Source organism: Pseudomonas sp. P1.31 (assembly GCF_001269815.1).
GTDB classification, from domain to species: Bacteria; Pseudomonadota; Gammaproteobacteria; order Pseudomonadales; family Pseudomonadaceae; genus Aquipseudomonas; species Aquipseudomonas rustica.
Genome location: NZ_LHVN01000028.1, coordinates 52,809 through 79,045 on the forward strand (window position 1 = coordinate 52,809; position 26,237 = coordinate 79,045).

Below are 26,237 nucleotides of genomic sequence, written 5' to 3' on the forward strand. Positions count from 1 at the left end.
CAGCTCCTACAGGGGAACGCATTCCAAATGTAGGAGCTGCCGAAGGCTGCGATCTTTTGCTTTCAGATCACCTCAAGCCAACTTGCACCGATCAAAAAACCGCTCACGCCCCAGAATCATCAGCGCCGCACGCTTATGCGGGAAGTCGAATTCCTTCTCGCAGTGGAAGCACTGGTTCTGCATATGGCCAATCATCTTCGCGTTATCGGCACGCGGTTCGGCGACCACGCGCTGGGTGCGCGGATCATCCAGAAACAGGTAATGCACCAGCGCCGATAACCAGCTCGCGACTTTGTGCGGGCCACGGTGATCCTCCTCCCCCACCAGCATGTGAATGCCCCGGTCGTAATTGTCGGCGTCGTAAAACGGCGCGATACGATCTTCCTTGGCCCAATAAGCTTCGAAGTAGGCGAACGGCTGATCATCGAAACAGCCGATCAGGGTCAGCGTGTGCGGGTCGGCGTCAAGTTTGCTCAGGTATTCGCGGTGCTTTTCGATGCTGCCTTCTTCCTGCCAGAAACTGGCGACACGCGGGCTGTTCTGCCAACGGTTGAAGCGCGGCAGATCCTCTTCGATTTCCACCGTGCGCAGGGAAATCCACGCGCCCAGCCGCGCATCGAAACGCCGATAGACTTCACCGCGCGGTTTCACCGGTCGCAGTGGATGGCGCTTGCCAGCGCTGATGACCATTTGCTGCGGATAGCTGCCGGTCAGCGACGTGCCGAGCCACGGTTGCGGCAGTTGCCAGAACAACGTGCGCTCGCAGCGATATTCACCGGACACCTCGGTGCTCACCAGCAAACCGCCGAGCAAGGCTTCCGTCGGCGGTTGATCGAGTTGCCAGGTCAATTGTCGGCACTCAGGATCACGGGCGAACAGCCAATAACAGGCTGCCCACAGCGCTTGCCCCGGCGGCAAGGCGAAACGCTCATCGATCTGGATCGGCCCTTTGGCCTCGCGATCGAGGCGCAGGCGAATCAATGGTTGCCCGTCCAGGCTCAGGCTCAGACGGCTTTCGGTGGCATCGGCTACCAGTTGGCTGCCCGAGGGCAGGGACAAGGCAGTCAGGTCATTCAGATTGGACATGGGTCGGGCTCACGATAATCGTCGACAGTTCAACGATGGGACGTGATCCGGCAGGGGAAATTTAGGCTTGGCAGAGAAATCAGTGCCTCAGTGATGCGGCACTGGCACCACGGCAATCTTGTACGGATCGAAGATTTTCAGCATCTCGCCGTTGTCGCGCAGGCCTTGCAACAGCTTGCCGAACGCCTCGCCGGTGATCGGCGCGGCGGGACGCAGAATTGCGTAATGGTGGTAAACCTGATCAATGCGCTGCGACACCAGCAACTCGTCGCGAACCTTCTCGTTGCGCAGCAGGTAATCGCTCAGATAGGAGCGCGTCACCAGAGCAATGTCGGCGCGCCCGCGCAGCACCATCAGCAGGTTGCTGTCGTGGGAATAGGTCAACGTTGCATTGAAATTCTGCGCGAGGAATTTCGGGTCGGCGTTGAAGTTGGCGAACTCATAGTGATAGCCGCTGAACAACGCCAGACGCTTGCCTTTAAGGTCAGCGAAATAGTTCTGCTGGCGACCGTCTTCACGTTGCGCGACGAAAATCTCGGCGTCTTCAAGGCCCATGTCGACGTCGGTGTGAGGGATTTCCTTCCAGCCCCAATCAGGGTTCTCGAAGATCGCCATGTCGATCCGGCCTTGCTTGAAATCACCGAAACGTCGCGGGATCGAAGTCGGCACGAGGACGAATTGATAGTCTTTTTGCAGGCGGTTCAGCGACTCGACCAATTGTGGCAGCAGACCGGTGTCGGCACCGTTTTCCGGGCGGATGGTGTACGGCGGAAAGTGCGCGGCGCCCACTCGAACCAGTTGCGCTGCTTGCGCAGGCAACAACCAGAATGCCGCCAGCGCTGCGAGCATCACGCCCGACGCCGTCCGAATTGGCGAAGACTTCAAAACACCCCACTCCCCGAAAAATACCGATCAATGCATTCAAGCTAGGCGGTTTCGCCCAGTTAGCCAGTTTCACCGCCTGATAGAAAGCGTCTCAGCGCTCTTCAAGCACCAGAATCAGCGCCTCATCCGCCAGTTGATCGAGGCTCAGACTGCCGCCGGCACGGAACCAGGTGGTCGTCCAGGACAACGCACCGGTGAGAAAACGTCGAGTGACAAACACGTCGCCGCGAATAAATCCGGCCTCTTTGGCTTCGCCGAGCACCTCTAGCCAAAGGTCTTCGTAGACATCGCGCAACGCCAGCACTTTGGCCTGGCCGTCTTCGGACAACGAACGCCATTCATACACCAGCACCGCCATCGCTTCGCCGCTGCCGCCCATGATCGACTGCAATTCGCAGCGGATCAGCGCCAGCACCCGCTCACGCACATTGTTCGCGTCGGCGAGCGCGGCGCGCATCAGTGCCGTGTTGTAACGGATGGTTTCTTCCATCACCGCCCGGAGAATTTCGTCCTTGCTTTTAAAGTGATGAAAAATACTTCCCGACTGAATTCCCACCGCACCGGCCAGATCGCGCACCGTGGTACGTTCGTAGCCTTTATTACGGAACAGGTGAGCCGCCACTTGCAGCAGTTTGCCGCGCGCGCTGTCCGGGTCGGTCAACTGGCCGTCGTCGACCAATTCGCGCATGACCCTCAGGGCTTTTTGCTCGTCCACCCGTTCTCTCCTACAGTCGATCAGTCTGTTGCCCCCTGAAACCGCAGGGTTGCGCGCAATTTAAGCCGCCAACGGCAACCAAGCAAGCGCTTGGGCAGAAGATAGTGTTTCGCTGTTTACAAACCAAGCGCTTGCTTGGTAGCCTCCAGACACTTCTGTCGCAGGTTGCTGAGTCGGAGATAAAAATGCCCACCACCGTTCGCATCGGATGCGCCAGTGCATTCTGGGGAGACACGTCGACCGCCGCCGCGCAGTTAGTCGACGGCGGCAAACTGGATTATCTGGTCTTCGACTATCTGGCCGAAATCACCATGTCGATCATGGCCGGCGCGCGCATGAAAGACCCGCAGGCCGGGTTCGCCGGGGACTTTATCGAAGTCCTTACACCGCTGCTGCCACAACTGGCCGAGCAAAATATCCGCGTCATCAGCAACGCTGGCGGGGTCAACCCGCAAGCCTGCGCCGCTGCCCTGCAAGCGGCCTGCGACAAGGCCGGCATCCCACTGAAAATCGCCGTGTTGCTCGGCGATGACCTGCAACCGCAATTCAAACAACTCAGGGGCATCACTGAAATGTTCAGCGGCGCCCCGTTGCCGCCAATGTGCGTCTCGACCAATGCCTACCTCGGTGCGCCGGGCATTGTCGAAGCGTTGCGACTGGGCGCCGATATCGTCATCACCGGCCGCGTGGTCGACAGCGCCGTGGTCAGCGCCGCGCTGGTGCACGAATTCGGCTGGTCGTGGCACGACTACGACAAACTCGCCCAAGCCGCACTGGCCGGGCACATCATCGAATGTGGCGCACAATGCACCGGCGGTAATTTCACCGACTGGCGCGACGTGCCGGATTACGAGCACATCGGTTTTCCAATCGTCGAAGTCAGCGCCGACAGCCAATTTATCGTCAGCAAACCGGAAGGTTCCGGTGGACTGGTCACGCCACTGACCGTTGGCGAGCAAATGCTTTACGAAATCGGCGATCCGCAGGCCTATCTGTTGCCCGACGTGGTCTGCGACTTCACCGAGGTAAAACTTCAGCAGCAAGGCAAAAACGCGGTGCACGTACACGGCGCCAAAGGCCTGCCACCGACGGATAAATACAAGGTCAGCGCCACCTGGCCGGACGGCTTTCGCTGCACCGCCAGTTGCCTGATTGCCGGTATCGATGCCGTTGAAAAAGCGCAGCGCGTCAGTCAGGCAATCATCGACAAGACCGCGGAAATGTTCAGCCAGCGTGGCTGGGCGCCCTACAGCGAAACCCACATCGAACTGCTCGGCAGCGAAGCCACTTACGGCCCGCACGGGCAACGCCGTGACAGCCGCGAAGTGGTGATCAAACTCGCCGTGCGGCACCCGAGCAAACAGGCGCTGATTCTGTTCTCCCGGGAAATCGCCCAGGCTGCGACCGGCATGGCGCCGGGGCTGACCGGTATCGTTGGCGGTCGGCCAACCGTGTACCCGCTGATCCGTCTGTTTTCATTCCTGATCGATAAAAACGCCTGCACCTTGCAGATCGATCTTGCCGGTGAACGCCACCCTTGCGCCCTGCCCTCGTTGGTCGCCCTCGACAGTGAAGATTTGCCGATTGCCCAGCAACCGCCGAAACCTCAGGGCCGCGCCGATGCCAGCGTGGCACTGGTGAAACTGGCCGTGGCGCGCTCCGGTGACAAGGGCAATCACAGCAACATCGGCGTGCTGCCGCGCAAACCCGAATACTTGCCGTGGATCGCCGAAGCGTTGACTCCGGCAGTGATCGTCGACTGGATGAGCCACGTGCTCGACCCGATCCACGGCCGGGTCGAACGCTGGTATCTGCCCGGCACCCACAGCCTCAACTTTCTATTGGAAAACGCCCTCGGCGGTGGCGGCGTGGCCAGTCTGCGCATCGACCCGCAAGGCAAAGCCTTCGCCCAGCAATTATTGGAAATCCAGATCCCGGTGCCGCAGAGCATCGCCGAACAGCTCGACTAGAGGATGGTGTGCATGGCTTACGCGTCGATTTTCAATGCCGAGCTGTTCAGCGGCCAGACCATCATCGTCACCGGTGGCGGCAGCGGCATCGGCCGTTGCACCGCGCATGAACTGGCAGCGCTCGGCGCCAACGTGCTGCTGGTCGGGCGCAAACCGGAAAAACTGGAAAAAGTCGCCGCCGAAATTGCCGAGGACGGCGGCCGCGCGCATTGGCAGGCCTGCGATATTCGTGATGAAGAAGCGGTAAAACAACTGGTCAAGGAACTGATCGCCGAGCACGGGCCGATTCATGGTCTGGTCAACAACGCTGGCGGCCAATACCCGTCGCCGCTGGCTTCGATCAATCAGAAAGGTTTCGAAACCGTGCTGCGCACCAATCTGGTCGGCGGTTTTCTGATGGCGCGGGAAGTGTTCAATCAGTCGATGAGCAAGCACGGCGGCAGCATCGTCAACATGCTCGCCGACATGTGGGGCGGCATGCCCGGCATGGGCCACTCGGGCGCGGCGCGTTCGGGCATGGACAACTTCACTAAAACCGCCGCGTTCGAATGGGGTTATGCCGGGGTGCGGGTCAATGCGGTGGCGCCGGGCTGGATCGCCTCCAGCGGCATGGACACCTACGAAGGCGCGTTCAAAGCGGTGATTCCGACCCTGCGCGAGCATGTGCCGCTCAAGCGCATCGGCACCGAATCGGAAGTCAGCGCAGCGATTGTATTTTTGCTCAGTCCGGCGGCGGCATTTATTAGCGGCAGCACATTGAAAATTGATGGTGCGGCCAGCCTCGGCAGCCGTGCGTGGCCGTTGCACAAAGCGACTCACAGCGAGTCGTTCAATGGCTTCCATCGCGCCTACCTTCCAGACGTGCTGAAGGACAAGGAGTAAGCCATGCCGCAGATCCAGTCCCAACTCGATCCGCACAGCGAGGCCTTTGCCCGTAACCGTGCGGCAATGCTCGTGGCCATCGAGCAAGTGCAGCAACTCGAACAAAACCTGCTGAATAAAGCCGCCGAAGCCAAAGCCAAATTCGACAAGCGCGGACAGTTACTGCCGCGCGAACGCCTGAATCTGTTGCTCGATCCCGGCGCACCGTTTCTCGAACTGGCCAGTCTCGCCGGTTATAAGTTGCATGACGACAAGGACGGCAGCTCGGCCGGTGGCGGACTGATCGCCGGCATCGGTTACGTTTGTGGCATCCGCGCAATGGTGGTCGCCAACAACAGTGCGATCAAGGGCGGCACGATCTCACCGAGCGGTTTGAAAAAATCCCTGCGCCTGCAACAGATCGCTCAGGAAAACAAACTGCCGGTGATTACCCTCGCCGAAAGCGGCGGCGCCAACCTCAATTACGCGGCGGATATTTTTGTCGAAGGTGCGCGCAGTTTTGCCAACCAGGCGCGGATGTCGGCGATGGGTTTGCCGCAGATCACCGTGGTGCACGGCTCGGCCACGGCGGGCGGCGCTTATCAGCCGGGTTTGTCGGACTATGTGGTGGTGGTGCGCGGCAAGGCCAAGCTGTTTCTGGCGGGCCCGCCGTTGCTCAAAGCGGCCACCGGCGAAGTCGCCACCGATGAAGAACTCGGCGGCGCCGAGATGCACGCGCAGGTCGCCGGCACGGCTGAATACCTGGCGGAAAACGATGCCGACGGCGTGCGTCAGGTGCGTGAAATTCTGCGAATGCTGCCGTGGAATGAACAACTGCCATGGCTGCCGGAGCCGCAATACAAAGAGCCGCTCTACCCCATCGAAGAACTGCTCGGCTTGATTCCCGACGATCCGAAAAAACCTTACGACGTGCGGGAAATCATCGCGCGCATCGCCGACGAATCCTGCTTTCTCGAATTCAAGGGCGAGTTCGATCAGCAAACCCTTTGCGGGCAATTGAAGATTCAGGGTCGCGCCTGCGGTTTCATCGGCAACAACGGTCCGATCACGCCGAACGGTGCGAGCAAAGCGGCGCAGTTCATTCAGCTGTGCGATCAGAGCCAGACGCCGTTGCTGTTTTTCCACAACACCACCGGTTTCATGGTCGGCACCGAATCGGAACAGCAAGGCGTGATCAAACACGGCTCGAAACTGATTCAAGCGGTGGCCAACGCGCGGGTGCCTAAACTGACCATCGTCGTCGGCGGCTCTTACGGCGCCGGTAACTATGCGATGTGCGGACGCGGTCTCGATCCGCGCTTCATCTTCGCCTGGCCGAACAGCCGCACGGCGGTGATGGGCGGCGCGCAGGCCGGCAAAGTCTTGCGCATCGTTACCGAAGCCAAACAGCTCAAGGACGGTTTGACGCCGGATCCGAAAATGCTCGACATGCTCGAACAGGTCACCGCGCAGAAACTCGACAGCCAATCCACCGCGCTCTACGGCAGCGCCAACCTGTGGGATGACGGGCTGATCGATCCACGCGACACGCGCACGCTGCTCGGCTATTTGCTCGACATCTGCCACGAAGCCGACATTCGCACGTTGCAACCCAACAGCTTCGGCGTCAGCCGGTTCTGACCGCCACGGATCTTACGGAGAACAATAAAAAATGATCTTCACCCCGGAACACGAAGCCCTGCGCCGTACCGTCCGCCAGTTCGTCGAGCACGAGATCAATCCGCACGTCGATGAATGGGAAAAGGCCGGACGCTTTCCCATCCACGAGATTTTCCGCAAGGCCGGCGACCTCGGTTTGCTCGGTATTTCCAAACCGGAAAAATTCGGCGGCATGGGTCTCGATTACAGCTATTCGATTGTCGCTGCTGAAGAGTTCGGCACCATTCATTGCGGCGGCATTCCGATGTCGATCGGCGTGCAGACCGACATGTGTACGCCCGCCCTCGCCCGTTTTGGTTCCGATGACTTGCGCGAAGAGTTTCTGCGTCCGGCGATCACCGGCGAGCAGGTTGGCTGCATCGGCGTTTCCGAGGTCGGCGCTGGCTCCGACGTTGCCGGGCTGAAAACCACCGCGCGCAAGGACGGTGACGACTATGTGATCAATGGCAGCAAGATGTGGATCACCAACTCGCCGAGTGCTGATTTCATCTGCCTGCTGGCGAATACTTCCGACGATAAACCGCACATCAACAAGTCGCTGATCATGGTGCCGATGACCACGCCGGGCATCAGCCTCAGTTCGCACCTCGACAAGCTCGGCATGCGCAGCTCGGAAACCGCCCAGGTGTTTTTCGACGACGTGCGCGTGCCGCAGCGCAACCGCGTCGGCCACGAAGGCGCCGGGTTCATGATGCAGATGCTGCAGTTTCAGGAAGAACGTCTGTTCGGTGCGGCGAACATGATCAAGGGCCTGGAATATTGCGTCGACAGCACCATCGAGTACTGCAAGGAGCGCAAGACCTTCGGCAATGCGCTGATCGACAACCAGGTGATCCACTTCCGCCTCGCCGAACTGCAAACCGAAATCGAATGCCTGCGCGCGCTGGTCTATCAGGCAACCGAGCAGTATGTGAAAGGCCAGGACGTCACGCGTTTGGCGTCGATGGCCAAGCTTAAGGCCGGGCGCCTCGGTCGCGAAGTCAGCGACAGCTGCCTGCAATATTGGGGTGGCATGGGTTTCATGTGGGACAACCCGGTGGCCCGCGCTTATCGCGATGTGCGGCTGGTGTCGATTGGCGGCGGCGCCGACGAAATCATGCTGGGGATCATCTGCAAACTGATGGGCATCCTGCCGGGGAAAAAGAAATGAGCAGCCTGCCAGAATGCCAGACGCTGTTGCTGGAACTGCATGGCGGCGTGCTGCACATCACCCTCAATCGCCCGGACAGCCGCAATGCGATGAGCCTGCAAATGGTCAGCGAATTGCGTGCGGTGCTGGCGTCGGTACGCGAGGATCGCAGTGTTCGCGCTCTGGTGCTCAGCGGCGCCGGCGGTCATTTCTGTGCCGGGGGCGATATCAAGGACATGGCCAGTGCCCGTGCTCAGGGTGCGGATGCTTACCGTGAATTGAATCGTGCGTTCGGGGCTTTGCTGGAAGAAGCGCAGCACGCGCCGCAAGTGCTGATCACGGTGCTGCAAGGCGCGGTGCTCGGCGGTGGTTTCGGGCTGGCGTGTGTCAGCGATATTGCGATTGCCGATCATCAGGCGCAGTTCGGTTTGCCGGAAACCAGCCTGGGTCTGCTGCCGGCGCAGATCGCGCCGTTTGTGGTGCAGCGCATTGGCCTGACCGAGGCGCGGCGACTGGCGCTGACCGCCGCGCGTTTTGATGGGCATCAGGCACGCCGTTTGGGGCTGGTGCATTTTGTCGAGCAGGACGCGCAGGCGCTGGCAGAGCGACTGGATGAGGTGCTGCAACACGTGCTGTGTTGTGCGCCGGAGGCGAATGCGCTGACCAAGAAATTGTTGTTGGCGAGTGCCGGGCAGCCTTCGAGTGAATTGCTTGATGAAGCGGCGCAGTGGTTTAGCGAAGCGGTGACGGGAGAAGAAGGGATCGAGGGCACCATGGCTTTTGTGCAAAAACGCAAACCTGTATGGGCCACCTGAAAGCATCGCGAGCAGGCTCACTCCTACAGTTGGAATGCGTTCCCCTGTAGGAGTGAGCCTGCTCGCGAAGAGGCCATCCAACCCACCGCAAAAACCTCAGGAAACCCACCATGCCCGCCATCCAAAAAATCCTGATCGCCAACCGCGGTGAAATCGCCTGCCGCATCCAGCGCACCGCCCAAGCCCTCGGCTACCGAACCGTCGCCGTTTACAGCGACGCCGACGCCGACGCCCTACACGTGCAAATCGCCGATCAAGCCGTGCACATCGGCCCCGCCGCCGTGCAGCAGTCCTACCTGAACATCCCGGCGATCATCGACGCCGCGCGCCGCAGCGGTGCCGACGCCATCCATCCTGGCTATGGTTTTCTCTCGGAAAACGCCGAGTTCGCCCGCGCCTGCGAACAGGCTGGCCTGACGTTCATCGGCCCGAGCGTCGCAGCGATCGAATTGATGGGCAGCAAACGCCGCTCGAAAATCGCCATGCTCGAAGCCGGTGTGCCGTGCATCGCCGGTTACCAGGGCGCCGAGCAGGACGACGTGACCCTGCTGCGCGAAGCCGAGCGCATCGGCTATCCATTGATGATCAAGGCCAGCGCCGGTGGCGGCGGTCGCGGCATGCGTCTGGTACACGATGGCTCTGATTTACCGGCGCAACTGCGTACCGCGCGTTCCGAAGCGTTGAACGGTTTTGGCAGCGACGAATTGATTCTTGAACAGGCGCTGATCGAGCCGCGCCATGTCGAAGTGCAACTGTTCGGCGATCAACACGGCAACCTGATCTACCTCGGCGAGCGCGATTGCTCGGTGCAGCGCCGCCATCAGAAAGTCATCGAAGAAGCGCCCTGCCCGGTGATGACCGCCGAGTTGCGTCAGGCCATGGGTGAAGCGGCTCTCAAGGCTGGACGTGCGGTGAACTATGTCGGCGCTGGCACCGTGGAATTCTTGCTCGATGCACGTGGGCAGTTCTATTTTCTGGAGATGAACACCCGCTTGCAGGTCGAGCATCCGGTGACAGAACTAATCACCGGGCTGGATCTGGTCGCCTGGCAATTATGGGTCGCCGAAGGTCAGCCGTTACCGCTGACTCAGGATCAGGTGCAACTCCATGGTCATGCGATGGAAGTGCGCCTTTACGCCGAAGACCCTGCGCAGGATTTCTTGCCGCAAACCGGTTGTGTAGAGGCGTGGGAGCCCGCGCTGCAACACGGCGCGCGTATCGATCATGGTCTGCGCGAGGGGCAATCGGTCAGCCCGTTCTATGACCCGATGCTGGGCAAACTGATCGCCCACGGCGCTACTCGCGAGGAGGCTCGACGCAAACTCCTGCGCGCGGTGCAGGACACAGTGTTGCTGGGTGTGCAAAGCAATCAGCGGTTGCTGGTCAGCCTGCTGCAACATCCGCAGTTCATCAGCGGTGAGTTCAGCACGGCATTTATCGCGCAGCATTTCAGCGATCACGCGTGCCTGAACAGCTACGCGCCGAGTGCCGAAGACCTGGCCATCGCTGCAGTGTTGTTCTATCAAACCAGCGCCCTCAGTCACCGCGCGCCGCTGTCCGGCTGGCGTAATAACGCCAGTGTGCCGCTGCATTTTCGCCTCGGTCTTGATGAGCAAAACTGGACGCTGCAACTGCTCGCTGAGCCGCAAGGTGCGTTCAAAGTGCAAGTCGCCGAACGCACACTGGCATTGAAACTCATCGATCAAGACGCCCACTCGATAACGCTGGAAATCGACGGCGTGCGCCAACGCCACGCCTGTCGTGTCGATGGCGAACAACTCTGGCTGTTCACTCACCCCGGCAGCCTGCGCCTGGAGGATCGAACTCACGCGGTGATCGGCAGTCAGACCAGCGTCAGTTCCGGCACCTTGAAAGCGCCCATGGACGGCGCCATTGTTGACGTACTCGTCAGCGAAGGCAGCCCGGTCAGCAAAGGTCAGCTGCTGGTGGTACTGGAGGCAATGAAAATGGAGCACCCGCTCAAGGCCGGGATCGACGGCGTGCTCAAGCGGGTGCAGGTCAAAGTCGGCGATCAGGTAAAAAATCGTCAGGTTCTGTTGCAGGTGGAGTAGTCAGCCAAGCGCAACCGCAGGGTTTGGCTACGCTCTGAATAATCAGAACGTACAAATCAGGAACCCTGCGATGCCCCACTGGCTGGTCATAGATCTGGAAGCCACCACCGATGAGGGTGGCTGGCCGGTCACCGAGATGGAAATTATCGAGATCGGCGCGACGCTGGTCGATCGTGCCGGGCGCGAACAGGATCACTTCCAGCGCTTCGTCAAACCGACTCGACGGCCGTTGCTGACGCCGTTCTGCCGCGAGCTGACGCACATCACCCAGGCCAATATCGATACGGCGCAACCGCTGACTGAGGTCTGGTCGGCGTTCGAACGCTGGCTCGCGCAGCATCAATCACGTCTTGAAGGCTGGGCCAGTTGGGGCGATTACGACCGCAAGCAACTGCTCCAGGAATGGCAGCGCCTGCAGATCGACAGCGGCCTGAGTCGAGTGCCGCACATGAACCTCAAACAACGCTTCGCCAAGGCCCGACGCCTGGAGCGGCCGCTGGGGCTCAACGGCGCGCTGCAACTGGCCGGCATGCAGTTCAGCGGTCAGCAACACCGGGCGCTGGAAGATGCGCGCAACACCGCACGATTGTTGCCGCTGGTTTTGCCACTCTAGGGTCAATTCGAGAACTGGCTGGACAGGCGCCGGGCAGGTGACGGCGCCCAAAGCCTTGTGCATACTGGCCGCCTCCATTTTTTAGCCCTTTTCGAGGAATCGCCCATGTTTAAAGTCAACGAGTACTTCGACGGCACCGTCAAGTCGATCGCCTTTGGCACCGCTGAAGATCCGGCGACCATCGGCGTCATGGCCCCGGGCGAATACGAATTCGGCACCAGCCAGCGTGAAATCATGCACGTGGTCTCCGGCGCACTGACCGTCAAACTGCCCGACAGCAGCGACTGGGAAACCTTCGCCGCCGGCAGCCAGTTCAACGTTCCGGCGAACAGCAAATTCCAGCTGAAAGTCGCGGTTGATACCGCTTACCTGTGCGAGTACCGCGGCTAAGTCGTCGGTTTTCACAGCGCCAATAAAAATGCCCGGATCCAAGGACTCGGGCATTTTTGGTTTCAGGGGCGGCTTATTCGAGGATTTCCACCGGCATTCCGACCTCGAGACGACCGTTGCTGTCATTCACCAGATTCTGCCCGAACATCGCGCCATCGGCTTCGGCGCGGTATTTCTGCAGGGTGGCCAGCGGTTCACGATCGGCACTGCGCTCGCCAGTCTGCGGGTCGATGGTGGTAAGGATGCAGCGCGCGCACGGCTTGACCACGCGGAACTCGACGTCGCCGATACGGATGCGTTTCCAGCCATCCTCGGCGTACGCTTCGCTGCCTTCGATCACCAGATTCGGGCGAAAACGCAGCATCTCCAGCGGTCGCCCGACCCGTTGCGACAGATCTTGCAGCGACGCCTCGCCAATCAGCAACAGCGGAAACCCGTCGGCGAACGCGACCTGATCATCATCCTTGCCGACACCTGACGGCGTGGTGCGCGCACGATCCAGCGGAACTTGTACCAGACGTGTCGGTTTGCCGATGAACTCGCTGACCCAACGCGCCGCCTCATCACCGGCATCCGGCACGCGCAGAGTGTCACGCCAGATTGTCACGCCGCGCAGTTCGGCGTCGCTGCCCGGCAAAGCGATTTCGATGGAAGACTGTTGCGGCGCGCTCAGGGTCAGACCGCCCTGCGCATTCCACAGCGCCGACAACTGGCTCATTTTTGCTACAGCACGCTGGGTCAGGAAGCGGCCGCTGGCTTCGTCCACGAGCATCCAGCGTCGGTCGCCATCGAGCCCCAGCTTGTCGAGGTCGACGCTTTGCAGCACATCGACTTTGCCGGATTTCAACGGGTAACGATAAAGCGCGCTCAGACGCAGCATGGCCAGCTCCCTGGAGGATAAAAACGCCACCCTATACGAGCTTCATGCACGAATCAAAACATGAATTCGTACCCTGGATTCCAACTGCAACTCGACCTTGTGGCGAGGGGATTTATCCCCGATGGGGCGCGAAGCGGCCCCCCTCGATTTCCCCGAAAAACCGGGGCTGCTGCGCAGCCCATCGGGGATAAATCCCCTCACCACAGGGCTCACTCCTACAAAGGGTGTGTGATCAGGCAGGGACTTCGTCGAGCATCAGGCGCTGGCGCACCACGTCGACCAGTTTGTCCGGCTGGAATTTCGAGAGGAAGTTATCGCAGCCAACCTTCTTCACCATCGAGTCGTTGAAGCTGCCCGACAGCGACGTGTGCAGTACCACGTACAGCCCCCGCAAACGCGGGTCGTTGCGGATTTCGGTGGTCAGACGGTATCCATCCATTTCCGGCATTTCCGCGTCGGTGAAGATCATCAGCAACTTGTCAGTCATGTTCACGCCGGTGTCAGCCCAGGCCTTGAGCATGTTCAGCGCTTTCAATCCGTCGCTGGCGATGTGCATCTTCACGCCCAACTGGCCGAGGGTGTCACGCAGTTGCGAGAGCGCCACATTGGAATCGTCGACCAGCAGCACTTCGCGACCACGGGCACGTTCGAGCACCGGGTCTTCGAGCTTTTCCCGCGAGACCTTGGCGTTGTACGGGACGATTTCGGCGAGAACTTTCTCGACGTCGATGATTTCCACCAACTGATCGTCGACCTTGCTGATCGCGGTCAGGTAATGCTGGCGGCCAGCGCTGGTCGGCGGCGGCAGAATGGCTTCCCAGTTCATGTTGACGATGCGATCCACACCGCCCACAAGGAAGGCCTGCACCGAGCGGTTGTATTCAGTGACGATGATGGTGCTGTTCGGGCCCGGCACCAACGGCCGCATGCCGATCGCCTGAGACAGATCGATCACCGGCAAGGTCTGCCCGCGCAGGTTGACCACGCCGCATACAAACGGGTGACGCTGCGGCATCAGGGTCAGCTTCGGCAGTTGCAGGACTTCCTGAACCTTGAACACGTTGATCGCAAACAATTGGCGTCCGGCCAGACGAAACATGAGAATTTCCAGGCGATTCTCACCCACCAGTTGCGTGCGTTGGTCTACCGTGTCGAGAATGCCGGCCATCAATGACTCCTGGGCTTGTTCAGATGAATTCACTAACTGGCTTTATCGGCTGTTAATGACGAATCTTGATTGCTGCGAAATTAGCCATCAAAATGCCACAACCGGGCATTGATGTCACATTAACATCATGCTTTACTGGCCCGGTTGTTTTCATCTGCTACAGTCTTTGCGGCGCGACCTCGGTTTGCACGGTAGGTTCCCGCGCCTAAGGGATTCCCCTAGTATCAATCAGGCCCAACCTGATATTCGCGATATCCAATAGCCATTAATGTGACGCCATTCTCATTGCATGAACGGAGTCAGGCTATTGTGTGCGATCGCAACTCAGTGGCAACACATCCCCTGGAAATCCTCAGCCTGTGCACCTGCGGCACGTCTGGGCGCGATCTGCCGACGATTCACGATCGTCGCCACACACGGCACTCCCCCATCAGACATGACGCTGTGGAGGTAAGCATGCCAATCGACCGTAAAGACTGGGCGCAACGCTTCCCCGAATTTCTGCTTGAGGCTGAGACGCTGCTGGCCAAGTCGGAAGAATGCCTGAGCCATCTGCAACTGATCAGCAATGACAAGGATGCCATCGCGTGCATGCAGGGCACCTTGCTCAAGCTTGCCGGCAGAGCTGAGGCACTGGCGCTGGAAGCGATTTCCGAGTTTTCCCTGCACATCTACAGCCTGCTCAATCTGACCCAGGATCACGTCGACCTGCACGAACAAGCGCTGAGCGCCTTGAAAGATTGCTTCACGCTGATGGCTTGGCAACTGGAGCTGGTCGATGTGAAGACCGGGCAACTGAGCCTTGATGGCAGCGAACAGGCCTCATTAATCGAAGCGTTCGCCTTTCATGTCGGGCAAAGCCAGTTCCGGATGCCTTTGCCGGGCAAACGTTTGCCATCTCTGTCGTTCTCTGAGCGACAGGCCTGATCTGGCGTCAGGCTTGAGCACTACTCATTTAATGTCGTTATTGAATAGTTCATACCTGCCAGCGACATATCGAACTAAATAAATACACCTGATGCGACGGATAATTTTCAGCCCGCCTCAGGGTTTTCCTGTGTGTTAAGAATCCTCGTTTAGTCAATTTGTTTATCTGTCGAATACCATACTTCGACTTTTTTCCATTATGGAACATACGTCCATAATGGCGTCTTTCCTGACTCATTGGACATATAGAGCAGGCGCGACCAACGGTATCTTAAGTGGTACTATGCCGCCCATTAGTTGCTTTCAAATTAATGGCAAAGTGATTTCATTGATCGGCATTCAGAGAAGTTGGCGGTAAACTACGGTTCACTGCAGCCTGTTGAAATCATTCACATAATTGACAGCATTTCCAGACAGAGACCCGCCAGCCACCGGCCGGTCTACCCGCAGCGAACATCCATTGGCTCCATCCGTTATGTACGCCAGCATAAAGACCCTCACAACATGGCCACCCTCCCGGGAAAATGCCCGCCGGTTCACACTCATCCTGTGTGTCGCCGCTGCGCTGGGCAGCCTTCTGACCTACGGTTTTTCCAAGCCGTTGGGCCTGGGTCTGTTGTTGCTCGACATCGCAGCCACGGCGTGCGTCTGGGTGCAATATCGCCTGTCACGCAAATCGATTAAGTTCCAGCCACAGGAACTGGCTGACCGCCTGCTGGAAGTCCAGGAAAACGAACGCCACCGCCTCAGCCGCGAGCTGCACGATGACATCGGCCAATTGCTGACCGCCGCCAAATTGCAAAGCGACTGGCTGAAACGGCGCATGCCGGAGGAATTGCAGGAGCAATGCACCGTTCTCTGCGACACCCTCGAAGAAACCCTCAACAAAGTCCGCGACGTATCGGCCATCCTCAACCCACGGCAACTGACCAGCCTTGGCCTTGAAGCGAGCCTGCGCGCGCACCTGCTCAAGACATTGACCAACACCGACGTGCACTGGAGCCTCGATTGCCAGCAGCGCTTGAACGGTATTCCGGAAGAAATGGCCGTCGCTGCGTTTCGTATTGCGCAGGAGGCAGTGACCAACATCCTGCGTCACGCCCAGGCGAAAAACCTGCTGATTCGCGTGCAGCGCTTGCCCAAGGGTTTGACCCTGCTGATCAGCGATGATGGCCAGGGCTTCGCGCCGGCCGTCAATCCTGGGCGTGAAGGACAACGTGGCATGGCCGGCATGGCCGAACGGATCGAACAACTGGGTGGCACCCTGAGCGTGATCAGCGAACCGGGCAAAGGCACTCAAATCGAAGCACTTTTCCCCTGGGCGCCGCGCGCACTCGAGCGGGCCAGTACGAATAAGGTTATGCGTTGACTTGTAACTTACTTCTGGTGGATGACCACTCGCTGATCAGGGCCGGCGTGCGCGCTCTGGTTATGGATATTCCCGGTTACGCGGTAATCGGCGAGGCCAATGATGGCTCGCAGTTGCTTGAAATGGTCGAGCTGCTGAACCCCGATATTGTCTTGCTGGATATTTCCATGAAGGAAACCGGCGGCCTCGAAGCGTTGCAGCGACTCAAACGCGTGCGCCCGCAAAGCAAAGTGCTGATCCTGTCGATGCACACCGACCCGGCGCTGATCATGCAGGCGCTGGAATCCGGCGCTTACGGTTATCTGCTCAAGGACACCACCGGCACCGAGCTTGAACACGCGCTGGACGCGCTGCGCAATAACGAGCGTTATCTAAGTCCGGCGATCGCCCACACGGTGATCAACCAAGCTCTGGTTCGCAATCAAAAAGGCCAGCCGGACACCACCGATTCGCACAACCTGACGGCACGCCAACTGGAAATCCTCCGACTGATCGTACGCGGCAAGTCGACCCGGGAAATCGCCAACGGCCTGGGCCTGAGCATCAAAACCGTCGAGACCCACCGCGCGCAGATCATGAAACGTCTGCAGATCTACGATGTGGCGGGCCTGGTGCTGTTCGCCGTGCGCGAACAGATCATCAGTCTGGACGACTGATCGGCGTTGTAGCGCTCAACAGCGGAGAGTCCTCAGGCAAATGCACCTGCAATGCCGCAGGGCGCGCTTCGAAGCGCAGGCTATCGCCTTCCAGTGGCTCACCATCCAGATTGATGTAAAGCCCTTCAGACACCTTGATTTCGACCCACGGCAAACGTGTCCGCACGAACATGTTGTCGAGGCCGAAGCCATCAGTGAGCAGATTCTTCAAGGTACCCACCAACTCCTGTGGCGCCGGCAGAATGCTGATGTCCAACAGACCATCATCGGCCAGTGCCTGCGGACACAGCACGTGCCCACCGCCCGCCTGACGACCATTGCCGATGCCCAGCGCCAGCAGCTCGCCACGCCAGTGGAAATCCGGCCCCTGCAACTCGCCATAGGCAGCATGCAGCTCACTGAAGCGCGACAGACCGGTGAACAGATAAGCCGCGCCCCCGAGTACTTTCTTCAAGTCTTCAGAAGTATTGGCCGTGACCTGGCTACCAAAACCGCCCGTGGCCATATTGAGGAAAATCTGCCCGCCAACCTGGCCCAGATCGATGTCGCGCGCAGGCACATCGAGCAACTCAAGAGCCTCTGCCGGCTCCAGCGGAACGCCCGCCGCACGGGAAAAATCGTTCGCCGTACCCAGCGGCAACAGCACCAGGCTGGCTTCGCCCGGATGCGCCGCCAGCGCCTGGGCGATATCACGCAAGGTGCCATCGCCCCCACCAGCAATAATCTGTTTATAGCCAGCCGCCAGCGCCTCTTCGACCAGACGCTCGGCATCGCCGCCCTCCCAGGTCAGGCGCACGGCCAGCTCCCAGCCTTGTTCGCGTTTACTTTCGACGGCGGCACGAACCGCCTCGTTGAGTGCCTGCTTGCCATGCAGAATCAACAGCGCCCTGCGTTCACTCATTGCAATCACTCCGTGAATGGATTCGGTATGAGACATCTTGACCACTGGCGCACGGAAAAAAGCCGCGAGAACCGTAATTAATTCAGGCGTCTCGGCGCACGCGTCCTACAGGGCTGGGATTTTTCTTACAAGATGTGATGAATTGGCTGCATTGACCAACTCCACCCATTGGTAGATCGTGCGTCGGCGGTATCAATCTTCAATCTGAAAACACACAAGGATGTGCATGTAATGAGTGGATACACCTCTAGGGCTTTCGATACTTTCATTGACACCGTTAGCGACCCGCGTCCATTTCCAGCAGGCGTCAACATCAATGCATAGTCATGAAGCCAGACTGCCAGTGAGCCCGGTTGCTCCACTCGCGCAAAGTCGCACCAGCCACACCACTGACTTCCACAGCGGCGCCAAAACCACTGGAGAAACGAACATGGAACCTCGCGTCACCGAGCTGGAAACCCACCTCAAATACATCCGCAGGGACATGGATGAAGTCAGGGGCGATGTCAGAACCATCAAGCATCGCCTCGCCTACGCGGCAGGCGCAACAGCCGTCGTGATGGGTTTGCTGGGATGGATAGCCAACAGTCGTTTTGACCAGATCATTTCGCTCATGGCTCACTGACGCCTGAGCGGACCCGCAGGTGCCGGCGACACGCGCCAGCACCTGCGGATACCGAGGCAGTTAACCCAGAAGCTCACTCAGGGGAATGAAGACAGCTTCGTCGCCCTCAACCAGCGTCCGGCCCTCAAGCACCTCGACCAGACCGTCAGCCCAGGCTGCACTGCGCAAAACGCCGGAGCTTTGATTGCGATAGATGATTGCCCGCCCCTGCTCCAGCCGTCCGCGCAAGTACTCACGACGGTTGCCAGCCACTGGCCAGTTGAACCCGGCCGGCACGCGGAACTTGAGGGGTTCAACGTCTTGCACGCCTTGGCGCCGCAACAGATATGGTCGGGTTAACAGGGCGAAGGTCACCAGCGTCGAGGCAGGGTTACCCGGCAGCCCGATCACCGGCACGTTACGGAAATGGCCGAAGGTCAGCGGTTTCCCGGGTTTGATCGCCAGCTTCCACAAGGCGAGCTCGCCCTCTTCCCTCAATGCGATGCCGAGAAAATCCGCCTCACCGACCGAAACACCACCAGTGGAGAGAATCAGATCGACATCCTGCAATTCGCCCAAACGCTCTCGGGTCGTCGCCAGATTGTCCGGAAGAATCCCGGCATCGATCACTTCGCAGCCCAGCCGCTGCAACCAGCTGCACAGCACCACACGGTTACTGTTGTAAATCTGCCCCGGCCCCAATGCCTGACCGGGCTCAATCAGTTCATCGCCGGTCGACAGCACGGCTACGCGCACCTTGCGCACGACATTCAGGCCGGCGCGGCCCAATGAAGCGGACAAGCCCTGCTCGATCGGCCCCAGGCGAGTGCCGGCCGACAGGACGAGTTCACCCACAGTGGTTTCCTGGCCCCGCGGACGAATGTTCTGCCCGACTTTCATGGCTTCGGAAAAACCTACACGGCCGTCCGCCATGACTTCGGCGTTTTCCTGCATCTCGACACAATCGGCTCCGGCCGGCACAGGTGCGCCGGTGAAGATTCGAGCACAGGTTCCACGCTGCAAAGGTTCAGGCGCTTGCCCGGCGAATATTTTCTGGCTGACCGGCAACGGCTCGCCCGTCCAGTCGGCCAGATTCAGTGCGTAACCGTCCATCGCACTGTTCGGCCACGGCGGCAGATCCAGCGTCGAAACCAGATCCTCGGCCAGCACGCGCCCCTGAACTTCAGCGAGCGGCAAATACTCACGCTCGACGATTGGCGAGGCCTCGGCCATTTCCAGCAGCCGCGCCAATGCCACTTCGACAGGCATCAGCGCAGCGGTCTTGCCCGGCTTACCCACGGGATTCACAAGGCGCCGCCTGTTTCAGATGCGGGACGAAATTGCATGGACGGTGACGGGAATCCAGTTGCTCGGCGAGAATCCCGTCCCAACCGGTGCGTACCGCATTGGTCGAACCCGGCAGGCAGCACACCAGCGTGCCATTGGCCAGACCGGCCAGTGCGCGGGATTGAACGGTGGAGGTGCCGATATCGGCCACCGAGATCTGGCGGAACAATTCGCCAAAGCCATCGACCTGTTTGTCGAGCAGGCAGGCCACCGCTTCCGGCGTACTGTCACGGCCGGTGAAGCCGGTGCCGCCAGTAATCAACACGACCTGCACGACATCGTCGGCGATCCAGTTGGCGACTTGCGCACGAATTTTATACAGATCATCTTTGAGCAGAACCCGCTCGGCCAGGTTGTGGCCGGCCGCCAACAGGCGATCGACAAAGACTTGACCTGAGGTATCGGTTTCCAGTGTTCGGGTATCGCTGACAGTCAGCACGGCAATATTGAGCGGTGCGAAAGGTACATCAGCCTTGGCTTTCATAGGCTCGTCCAGTTGTAGGAGAAACAGCCCGGTGTTATATCACAGCGCCCCCTTTTTACGCCGCCCCTACGGAGAGCCAAAATGACCGCAAATACGCCATTGCCCCCTTGTTCCGTGCTGCTGCTGGCAGGCGGACGCGGCCAGCGCATGGGCGGTCAGGACAAAGGTTTGATCGAGTGGCACGGCGAACCGCTGATTGCGCATCTGCAGCGCAAAGTACGAGCGCTGACGGACGACTTGATCATCTCCTGCAACCGCAATCGCGAACGCTATGAAACCTATGCCGATCAATTGGTGGTGGATGATGAAGGCGACTTTCCAGGGCCACTCGCCGGTATTCGTGCAGGCTTGAAAGCGGCGCGCCATTCGCACTTGCTGGTGTTGCCGTGCGATGTTCCGCGAATCGACGAAGCACTGCTGCAAAGCATGCGCGAAACCGCCAATCACAATCCTGACAAACCTTTAATGTTGTGGCACGACGAGCACTGGGAACCGTTGTTGTGCGTGATTCCCGTGAGCCTGCTGCCAGCCTTCGAAACCGCCTGGAACAGCGGTGAACGCAGCCCCGGCCGGGTGATGCGCAGCCTCGGCGCCACTGCATTGGAATGCCCGGACAATGACCCGCGACTGGCCAACCTCAACACCCCCGAACTGTTAAAGGCGCATAACACTGTGTCAGACTGACACTATTCAAGGAACTCTCACGCCTTGTATACGTCTCAAGCTCAGTAACCAAAAGAATTCCCATTCGGAGACACACCCATGACTCAACGGACCATCGCCTCTCTCATGCTCGCACTGGGCCTGGCCACCCTCGCCGGTTGCTCGTCGCCTACAGTGATCACGCTGAATGACGGTCGCGAAATCCAGGCCGTCGACACGCCGAAATACGATGATGATTCGGGTTTCTACGAGTTCCAGCAGCTGGACGGCAAAGAAACTCGCATCAACAAGGATCAGGTTCGCACCGTTAAAGAACTGTAAGGTTCTTCGAAGCGACGTCTGACCCAGCCGGTTTGCCTGGCTAAAAAAATGCCCCGATACGTCGGGGCATTTTTTATGCGCGCAAGGAAGTTACCGAGCGGTTATCCGATAGACCCGCTCCTCAAGTCGCGTAGCACCTGCCTGCACAAACTTGCCGCTGTCACTCAGCACATCCTGCGATTCCAGCAGCTGCATCTGCCACGCACCGCCGAACATGTGTTGCACTTGAGCATCGTCTACGGAGAACGGCGGTCCGGAAATTTGCGATTGATCGTAATCCAGCGTAATCAACAGCCCCTTCAAACCCGCCGGGAGGATGTTTTGCAAATGCTCGGCATAGCGCTCGCGCATTGGCGCCGGCAAGGCGATCACTGCTGCACGGTCGTACAGCGCGGAACAATCGGCAACGTCCGCTGCGCTCAGCGCGAAAACATCACCGCACCACAGCTCAATTGAGCCAGCGCGGTAAACCTTGAAGACGCCGTGCTCGCTGATCTGTGGCTGCAGTTGTTGCTCGCTGAAAAAGTCTTCTACGGCTTTCTCCGACAGTTCAATACCGAGAACCCGATGCCCGCGCCCAGCCAGCCACAGCAAATCCAGACTTTTCCCACACAACGGCACCAGCACCCGCGCGTGTGACGAGAGATTCAGATCCGGCCAGAACCGTTGTAGATAAGGATTCACTAGCGGTAAATGAAAGCCGATCTGGTTCGAAGCCCACTTCTTGTGCCAAAACTCAGGCTGCATGCATCCCCCCTAAAAATTCGATCAAAAAGCGTTAAAACTTATATTAGATTTAGATCAATGAACTGACTGAAGATGGGCCATCTTACCGTTCAGGAGCCCGCTCATGTTTCCCAGTCTGTATATCTCACACGGCTCACCGATGCTTGCATTGGAGCCAGGCGCCAGCGGCCCGGCCCTCGCGCGATTGGCCGCCGAACTGCCGACACCGAAAGCCATCGTGATCGTCTCTGCACACTGGGAGAGCCACGAACTGTTGGTCAGCAGCAATCCGCAACCGGAAACCTGGCATGACTTTGGCGGGTTTCCCCGTGCGCTGTTTGAAGTGCAATACCCGGCGCCGGGCGATCCGCAACTGGCTGGAGAAGTGGCGCAGTTGCTGACGGCGAACAACCTGCCGGCGCGTCTCGACCCACTGCGTCCTTTCGATCATGGCGTGTGGGTGCCGTTGTCGCTGATGTATCCGCAGGCGAATATTCCGGTGGTGCAGGTTTCGCTGCCAAGTCGGGCAGGCCCGGCGCTTCAGACCCGTGTGGGTCGAGCCTTGGCCGGTTTACGCGAGCAAGGGATTCTGTTGATCGGCTCTGGCAGCATCACCCACAACCTGCGCGAACTGGACTGGCATGCCGGGCCGGAAAGCGTTGAGCCATGGGCGCGGGATTTCCGTGATTGGGTGATCGACAAGCTACAGGCCGATGATGAGGCGGCGCTGCATGATTATCGTCAGCAGGCGCCGAATGCGGTGCGCAACCATCCGAGTGATGAGCATTTGTTGCCGCTGTATTTTGCCCGGGGTGCGGGGGGTGAGTTTAGCGTGGCGCACAAGGGGTTCACGATGGGTGCGCTGGGGATGGATATTTACCGTTTCGGTTAAAGCAAAAGATCACAGCCTTCGGCAGCTCCTACATTTGGAATGCGCTTCCCCTGTAGGAGCTGCCGAAGGCTGCGATCTTTTGATCCTGAAAAACAGGCAAAAAAAATCCCCGAACCAGTCGGGGATTTTTTATCTGCGATCAATCAGCCCAACGGCGGATCAATCTTCGCGGTAGCGACGCAGCTTCAACTGCTTACCGGCAACGCGAGTGTCCTTCAGTTTGGTCAGGAGTTTGTCCAGACCATCTTCCGGCAGCTCGACGAGGCTGAAGCTGTCACGCACCTGGATGCGACCGATCGCTTCACGGGCCAGCCCGCCTTCGTTGAGGATGGCGCCCAGCAGGTTTTTCGCAGCGATACCGTCACGCGCACCCAGCGCGGTACGGCAACGAGCACGGCCTTCGCCCAAAGGCATTGGCGCGCGACGCTCGCGGTCACCACGATCAGGACGATCGCCAGTGCGCTCAGGACGGTCGCCACGCGGTGCATTGTTCGGCACCAGTGGGCGTTCCTTCTCGATTGCAGCCAGGTTCAGCGCTTGACCGTTGGTGGCTTTGCGCAGCAGCGCAGCAGCCAGAGCACGCGGAGTGCAGCCGATGTCTGCGGTCAGACGATCGAGCAACTCACCGTGAGTCGATTCAGCGTCAGCCACCAGCGGCGACAGGCTGTTGGTCAGTTTCTTGATGCGCGCATCGAGAACGGCTTGAGCGTCCGGCAGGCGAACTTCAGCAACCTTCTGACCGGTTACACGCTCGATCACTTGCAGCATGCGGCGCTCACGTGGAGTCACCAGCAGCAGTGCACGACCTTCGCGACCGGCACGGCCAGTACGGCCGATACGGTGAACGTAGGACTCTGGATCGTACGGCATGTCAACGTTGAAAACGTGAGTGATGCGCGGAACGTCCAGACCACGAGCAGCAACGTCGGTCGCCACAACGATGTCCAGACGGCCATCTTTCAGCGAGTCGATAACGCGCTCACGCTGGTTCTGGGCGATGTCACCGTTCAACGCGGCGGCTTTGTAGCCTTTGGCGTCGAGGGCGCTGGCCAGATCCAGGGTCGCTTGCTTGGTGCGCACGAACATGATCAGCGCGTCGAAGTCTTCCACTTCCAGCAAGCTGAGAACAGCCGAAGTCTTCTGGTCAGCGTGAACCAACAGGTGAGCCTGTTCGATCGCGGTAACGGTCTGGGTCTTGGTCTGGATCTTCACGTGTTGCGGATCGCGCAGATGGCGTTCGGCAATGGCGCGGATCGACTGCGGCAAGGTGGCCGAGAACAGTACGGTCTGACGGGTCGGTGGCAGAGCCTTGAAGATAACTTCGAGGTCGTCCATGAAACCCAGTTTGAGCATTTCGTCCGCTTCGTCGAGAACCAGGTGGTTCACGGTCGACAGGACTTTTTCGTCACGACGCAGGTGGTCGCACAGACGGCCCGGGGTGGCGACAACGATCTGTGCGCCATTACGGATTGCTTTCAGTTGCGGGCCCATCGGCGCGCCGCCGTAAACGGCCACAACAGTAACGCCTGGCATTTGCTTGGCGTAGGTTTCGAAAGCGGTTGCTACTTGCAGCGCCAACTCACGGGTTGGCGCCAGGATCAGGGCTTGCGGCTCGCGCTTGGCAGGATCGATGCGGTGCAGGATCGGCAGGGCGAATGCGGCGGTTTTACCCGTACCGGTTTGCGCCTGACCAATCATGTCTTGACCGGCCATGATGATCGGGATCGATTGCTGCTGAATAGCCGAAGGTTCTTCGTAGCCAGTCGCGATGACGGCTGCAAGAATGTTCGGATTAAGATTAAAAGCGGCGAAGCCGCCGGTTTCCTGGGTCATGGGTCTGCCTCTAAGTGCATCCGCAAAGACCCATGCTCCAAAGCTGCGCATGCCGTGTTGAGACTCAAGAGTCGCCCTGGCTGCTTTGTCGGCGGGGATTTGCGAAAACGAATGAATGAAAAAAAAGAATCGTCCGGGAAGAGCCCGCAGTGCGGACGTGCAGCCGAAGCTGACTTCGGGGAATTGCGCTACCTAAACGCGGCCCGGTTAAAGGCCGGCGCGCACTATACCGGAAATTGCCCAAAAAGGGAGCTTTTTTTATCGGCAAAATGCGTGTGTCACCGCTGTGTAAAGGGGTTTTGCGGATAATCGTTCCAGGGTCTATTTTTCAAAGGCCCGGCCCTGCGGGCGATGACGCTTAAACGATTCACCGACGTGCGGCATTCCGTCGCTGCACCCGCCCTTCCCGCCCGAGGATCTACCGATGAATCAGCCCTGCGCCGGCCGCGTCAGCCGAGAACGTCGTGGTCACGTCCACCTGATCGGCCTGGATCGAGCGGCCAAGCGCAATGCTTTCGACCTCGACCTGCTCAACGACTTGAGCCTGGCCTATGGCGAGTTCGAAGCCGACAGCGAGGCACGAGTGGCGGTAGTGTTCGGCCATGGCGAACACTTTACCGCCGGTCTGGATCTGGTAAATGCCAGCTCAGCATTGGCCGAAGGTTGGCAGGTTCCGACCGGCGGTTGCGATCCGTGGGGTGTTTTCGTCGGGCCACGGGTGAGCAAACCGGTGATTGTCGCGGCGCAGGGTTACTGCCTGACCATCGGGATCGAGCTGATGTTGGCGGCGGATATCAATCTTTGCGCGAGCAACACCCGCTTCGCGCAAATGGAAGTGCAGCGTGGGATTTTTCCTTTTGGTGGCGCGACTTTGCGTTTTCAACAGATTGCCGGCTGGGGCAATGCGATGCGCTGGCTGCTGACCGGCGATGAGTTTGATGCGCACGATGCGTTGCGCTTGGGGTTGGTGCAGGAAGTGATGGCCAGTGAGGATTTGTTGCCTCGGGCGATTGAATTGGCGGAGCGGATCGCGCGACAGGCGCCATTGGGGGTGCAGGCGACGTTGATGTCAGCGCGGCAGGCGCGGTATGAAGGTGAGACCGCGGCTGCGCAGGGGCTGCCGGCGCTGGTGAAGAAGTTGTTGGCCAGTGAAGATGCCAAGGAGGGCGTGCGGTCTTTGGTGGAACGCCGCCCCGGAATATTCAAAGGAATTTAACCCCTGTAGGAGCTGCCGAAGGCTGCGATCTTTT

General features: G+C 59.4%; 26 protein-coding genes. 16 read left to right on the forward strand and 10 right to left on the reverse strand.

The genetic code is table 11. The annotated features are described in order from the left end of the window. Positions 1–72 precede the first annotated feature (72 nt). From AD669_RS18110 to AD669_RS18120, 3 genes are all read right to left on the reverse strand, one after another. A complete protein-coding gene (locus AD669_RS18110) occupies positions 73–1,086 on the reverse strand; it encodes a GNAT family N-acetyltransferase (protein WP_053122230.1) in 1,014 nt (337 codons plus the stop codon). 87 nt (positions 1,087–1,173) lie between these two features. Continuing rightward, on the reverse strand, positions 1,174–1,971 hold the full coding sequence (locus AD669_RS18115) for an ABC transporter substrate-binding protein (RefSeq protein ID WP_053122232.1): 798 nt from the start codon (positions 1,969–1,971) through the stop codon (positions 1,174–1,176). 91 nt (positions 1,972–2,062) lie between these two features. After that, the gene (locus tag AD669_RS18120) at positions 2,063–2,686 is read right to left on the reverse strand and encodes a TetR/AcrR family transcriptional regulator (protein ID WP_053122234.1); all 624 of its coding nucleotides are present in this window, start codon (positions 2,684–2,686) and stop codon (positions 2,063–2,065) included. A gap of 185 nt (positions 2,687–2,871) precedes the next feature. On the opposite strand from AD669_RS18120, the gene AD669_RS18125 reads away from it, so the two are divergent. The 8 genes from AD669_RS18125 to AD669_RS18160 all read left to right on the forward strand — a co-directional run bounded on the left by AD669_RS18125 (position 2,872) and on the right by AD669_RS18160 (position 12,216). Beyond that, positions 2,872–4,656 carry an acyclic terpene utilization AtuA family protein gene (locus AD669_RS18125; protein ID WP_053122236.1) on the forward strand — a complete coding sequence of 595 codons (1,785 nt, stop codon included), beginning with the start codon at positions 2,872–2,874 and terminating at the stop codon, positions 4,654–4,656. A gap of 12 nt (positions 4,657–4,668) precedes the next feature. Continuing rightward, on the forward strand, positions 4,669–5,538 hold the full coding sequence (locus AD669_RS18130; protein WP_053122238.1) for an SDR family oxidoreductase: 870 nt from the start codon (positions 4,669–4,671) through the stop codon (positions 5,536–5,538). A 3-nt stretch (positions 5,539–5,541) separates the two neighbouring features. Then, a complete protein-coding gene (gene atuC / locus AD669_RS18135; protein WP_053122241.1) occupies positions 5,542–7,158 on the forward strand; it encodes a geranyl-CoA carboxylase subunit beta in 1,617 nt (538 codons plus the stop codon). A gap of 31 nt (positions 7,159–7,189) precedes the next feature. After that, positions 7,190–8,347, forward strand: coding sequence for a citronellyl-CoA dehydrogenase (gene atuD / locus AD669_RS18140; protein WP_053122243.1), 1,158 nt, complete (start codon positions 7,190–7,192; stop codon positions 8,345–8,347). Then, complete coding sequence (locus tag AD669_RS18145; protein ID WP_053122245.1) at positions 8,344–9,141, forward strand: enoyl-CoA hydratase/isomerase family protein; 798 nt, start codon at positions 8,344–8,346, stop codon at positions 9,139–9,141. Before atuD ends, AD669_RS18145 begins: the two co-directional genes overlap by 4 nt. A gap of 110 nt (positions 9,142–9,251) precedes the next feature. Next, positions 9,252–11,213 (forward strand): acetyl/propionyl/methylcrotonyl-CoA carboxylase subunit alpha, encoded by a 1,962-nt coding sequence (locus AD669_RS18150; protein WP_053122247.1) that lies wholly within the window; start codon positions 9,252–9,254, stop codon positions 11,211–11,213. A gap of 70 nt (positions 11,214–11,283) precedes the next feature. After that, complete coding sequence (locus AD669_RS18155; RefSeq protein ID WP_053122248.1) at positions 11,284–11,826, forward strand: exonuclease domain-containing protein; 543 nt, start codon at positions 11,284–11,286, stop codon at positions 11,824–11,826. Positions 11,827–11,931: 105 nt separating this feature from the next. Continuing rightward, positions 11,932–12,216: a pyrimidine/purine nucleoside phosphorylase gene (locus AD669_RS18160; RefSeq protein ID WP_053122250.1), complete on the forward strand. Its 285-nt coding sequence runs from the start codon at positions 11,932–11,934 to the stop codon at positions 12,214–12,216. A 73-nt stretch (positions 12,217–12,289) separates the two neighbouring features. On the opposite strand, the gene AD669_RS18165 is transcribed toward AD669_RS18160, so the two are convergent. Together AD669_RS18165 and AD669_RS18170 are read right to left on the reverse strand one after the other, a co-directional pair. After that, the gene (locus AD669_RS18165) at positions 12,290–13,096 is read right to left on the reverse strand and encodes an MOSC domain-containing protein (RefSeq protein ID WP_053122252.1); all 807 of its coding nucleotides are present in this window, start codon (positions 13,094–13,096) and stop codon (positions 12,290–12,292) included. Positions 13,097–13,328: 232 nt separating this feature from the next. Continuing rightward, on the reverse strand, positions 13,329–14,264 hold the full coding sequence (locus AD669_RS18170) for a chemotaxis protein CheV (protein ID WP_007908676.1): 936 nt from the start codon (positions 14,262–14,264) through the stop codon (positions 13,329–13,331). Between the two features lie 456 nt (positions 14,265–14,720). On the opposite strand from AD669_RS18170, the gene AD669_RS18175 reads away from it, so the two are divergent. The 3 genes from AD669_RS18175 (at position 14,721) to AD669_RS18185 (ending at position 17,216) form a co-directional block, all read left to right on the forward strand. Then, the gene (locus tag AD669_RS18175; RefSeq protein WP_053122253.1) at positions 14,721–15,191 is read left to right on the forward strand and encodes a hypothetical protein; all 471 of its coding nucleotides are present in this window, start codon (positions 14,721–14,723) and stop codon (positions 15,189–15,191) included. A gap of 475 nt (positions 15,192–15,666) precedes the next feature. Continuing rightward, positions 15,667–16,560: a sensor histidine kinase gene (locus AD669_RS18180; RefSeq protein ID WP_053122255.1), complete on the forward strand. Its 894-nt coding sequence runs from the start codon at positions 15,667–15,669 to the stop codon at positions 16,558–16,560. Further along, positions 16,557–17,216: a response regulator transcription factor gene (locus tag AD669_RS18185; protein WP_053122257.1), complete on the forward strand. Its 660-nt coding sequence runs from the start codon at positions 16,557–16,559 to the stop codon at positions 17,214–17,216. Before AD669_RS18180 ends, AD669_RS18185 begins: the two co-directional genes overlap by 4 nt. On the opposite strand, the gene yegS is transcribed toward AD669_RS18185, so the two are convergent. Next, positions 17,200–18,117, reverse strand: a complete 918-nt coding sequence (gene yegS / locus AD669_RS18190; RefSeq protein ID WP_053122259.1) for a lipid kinase YegS — start codon at positions 18,115–18,117, stop codon at positions 17,200–17,202. The genes AD669_RS18185 and yegS overlap by 17 nt on opposite strands. Before the next feature lie 316 nt (positions 18,118–18,433). On the opposite strand from yegS, the gene AD669_RS28625 reads away from it, so the two are divergent. Next, a complete protein-coding gene (locus tag AD669_RS28625) occupies positions 18,434–18,742 on the forward strand; it encodes a hypothetical protein (RefSeq protein ID WP_172680133.1) in 309 nt (102 codons plus the stop codon). A 60-nt stretch (positions 18,743–18,802) separates the two neighbouring features. Here AD669_RS28625 and glp read toward each other — a convergent pair whose 3' ends face one another. Continuing rightward, a complete protein-coding gene (gene glp / locus AD669_RS18200; protein ID WP_053122263.1) occupies positions 18,803–20,029 on the reverse strand; it encodes a gephyrin-like molybdotransferase Glp in 1,227 nt (408 codons plus the stop codon). Continuing rightward, positions 20,013–20,552, reverse strand: a complete 540-nt coding sequence (moaB, locus tag AD669_RS18205) for a molybdenum cofactor biosynthesis protein B (protein ID WP_053122265.1) — start codon at positions 20,550–20,552, stop codon at positions 20,013–20,015. Before moaB ends, glp begins: the two co-directional genes overlap by 17 nt. Positions 20,553–20,633: 81 nt before the next feature. On the opposite strand from moaB, the gene mobA reads away from it, so the two are divergent. Both mobA and AD669_RS18215 read left to right on the forward strand, forming a co-directional pair. Beyond that, complete coding sequence (gene mobA, locus AD669_RS18210) at positions 20,634–21,236, forward strand: molybdenum cofactor guanylyltransferase MobA (protein ID WP_053122267.1); 603 nt, start codon at positions 20,634–20,636, stop codon at positions 21,234–21,236. Between the two features lie 78 nt (positions 21,237–21,314). After that, positions 21,315–21,536: a YgdI/YgdR family lipoprotein gene (locus tag AD669_RS18215; RefSeq protein WP_053122269.1), complete on the forward strand. Its 222-nt coding sequence runs from the start codon at positions 21,315–21,317 to the stop codon at positions 21,534–21,536. Positions 21,537–21,626: 90 nt separating this feature from the next. Here the strand turns inward: AD669_RS18215 and AD669_RS18220 are convergent, their stop codons facing one another. Continuing rightward, positions 21,627–22,283: a thiopurine S-methyltransferase gene (locus tag AD669_RS18220; protein ID WP_053122271.1), complete on the reverse strand. Its 657-nt coding sequence runs from the start codon at positions 22,281–22,283 to the stop codon at positions 21,627–21,629. A gap of 103 nt (positions 22,284–22,386) precedes the next feature. Between AD669_RS18220 and AD669_RS18225 the strand changes: the two genes are divergently transcribed. After that, on the forward strand, positions 22,387–23,154 hold the full coding sequence (locus AD669_RS18225) for a class III extradiol ring-cleavage dioxygenase (protein WP_053122273.1): 768 nt from the start codon (positions 22,387–22,389) through the stop codon (positions 23,152–23,154). A 159-nt stretch (positions 23,155–23,313) separates the two neighbouring features. Here AD669_RS18225 and AD669_RS18230 read toward each other — a convergent pair whose 3' ends face one another. Continuing rightward, on the reverse strand, positions 23,314–24,987 hold the full coding sequence (locus AD669_RS18230; protein WP_053122275.1) for a DEAD/DEAH box helicase: 1,674 nt from the start codon (positions 24,985–24,987) through the stop codon (positions 23,314–23,316). 424 nt (positions 24,988–25,411) lie between these two features. Here AD669_RS18230 and AD669_RS18235 point away from each other — a divergent pair, with 424 nt between their 5' ends. Next, the gene (locus AD669_RS18235) at positions 25,412–26,203 is read left to right on the forward strand and encodes a crotonase/enoyl-CoA hydratase family protein (protein ID WP_053122277.1); all 792 of its coding nucleotides are present in this window, start codon (positions 25,412–25,414) and stop codon (positions 26,201–26,203) included. The last annotated feature ends 34 nt before the right edge of the window (positions 26,204–26,237 follow it).

Excerpts from the sequence above, each read along its gene's own strand:
- AD669_RS18110 (WP_053122230.1), bottom strand. The coding sequence starts at position 1,086 with ATGTCCAATCTGAATGACCTGACTGCCTTGTCCCTGCCCTCGGGCAGC.
- AD669_RS18125 (WP_053122236.1), top strand. The coding sequence starts at position 2,872 with ATGCCCACCACCGTTCGCATCGGATGCGCCAGTGCATTCTGGGGAGAC.
- AD669_RS18130 (WP_053122238.1), top strand. The coding sequence starts at position 4,669 with ATGGCTTACGCGTCGATTTTCAATGCCGAGCTGTTCAGCGGCCAGACC.
- atuC (WP_053122241.1), top strand. The coding sequence starts at position 5,542 with ATGCCGCAGATCCAGTCCCAACTCGATCCGCACAGCGAGGCCTTTGCC.
- atuD (WP_053122243.1), top strand. The coding sequence starts at position 7,190 with ATGATCTTCACCCCGGAACACGAAGCCCTGCGCCGTACCGTCCGCCAG.
- AD669_RS18145 (WP_053122245.1), top strand. The coding sequence starts at position 8,344 with ATGAGCAGCCTGCCAGAATGCCAGACGCTGTTGCTGGAACTGCATGGC.
- AD669_RS18150 (WP_053122247.1), top strand. The coding sequence starts at position 9,252 with ATGCCCGCCATCCAAAAAATCCTGATCGCCAACCGCGGTGAAATCGCC.
- AD669_RS18155 (WP_053122248.1), top strand. The coding sequence starts at position 11,284 with ATGCCCCACTGGCTGGTCATAGATCTGGAAGCCACCACCGATGAGGGT.
- AD669_RS18160 (WP_053122250.1), top strand. The coding sequence starts at position 11,932 with ATGTTTAAAGTCAACGAGTACTTCGACGGCACCGTCAAGTCGATCGCC.
- AD669_RS18165 (WP_053122252.1), bottom strand. The coding sequence starts at position 13,096 with ATGCTGCGTCTGAGCGCGCTTTATCGTTACCCGTTGAAATCCGGCAAA.
- AD669_RS18170 (WP_007908676.1), bottom strand. The coding sequence starts at position 14,264 with ATGGCCGGCATTCTCGACACGGTAGACCAACGCACGCAACTGGTGGGT.
- AD669_RS18175 (WP_053122253.1), top strand. The coding sequence starts at position 14,721 with ATGCCAATCGACCGTAAAGACTGGGCGCAACGCTTCCCCGAATTTCTG.
- AD669_RS18180 (WP_053122255.1), top strand. The coding sequence starts at position 15,667 with ATGTACGCCAGCATAAAGACCCTCACAACATGGCCACCCTCCCGGGAA.
- yegS (WP_053122259.1), bottom strand. The coding sequence starts at position 18,117 with ATGAGTGAACGCAGGGCGCTGTTGATTCTGCATGGCAAGCAGGCACTC.
- AD669_RS28625 (WP_172680133.1), top strand. The coding sequence starts at position 18,434 with ATGCATAGTCATGAAGCCAGACTGCCAGTGAGCCCGGTTGCTCCACTC.
- moaB (WP_053122265.1), bottom strand. The coding sequence starts at position 20,552 with ATGAAAGCCAAGGCTGATGTACCTTTCGCACCGCTCAATATTGCCGTG.
- mobA (WP_053122267.1), top strand. The coding sequence starts at position 20,634 with ATGACCGCAAATACGCCATTGCCCCCTTGTTCCGTGCTGCTGCTGGCA.
- AD669_RS18215 (WP_053122269.1), top strand. The coding sequence starts at position 21,315 with ATGACTCAACGGACCATCGCCTCTCTCATGCTCGCACTGGGCCTGGCC.
- AD669_RS18220 (WP_053122271.1), bottom strand. The coding sequence starts at position 22,283 with ATGCAGCCTGAGTTTTGGCACAAGAAGTGGGCTTCGAACCAGATCGGC.
- AD669_RS18225 (WP_053122273.1), top strand. The coding sequence starts at position 22,387 with ATGTTTCCCAGTCTGTATATCTCACACGGCTCACCGATGCTTGCATTG.
- AD669_RS18230 (WP_053122275.1), bottom strand. The coding sequence starts at position 24,987 with ATGACCCAGGAAACCGGCGGCTTCGCCGCTTTTAATCTTAATCCGAAC.
- AD669_RS18235 (WP_053122277.1), top strand. The coding sequence starts at position 25,412 with ATGAATCAGCCCTGCGCCGGCCGCGTCAGCCGAGAACGTCGTGGTCAC.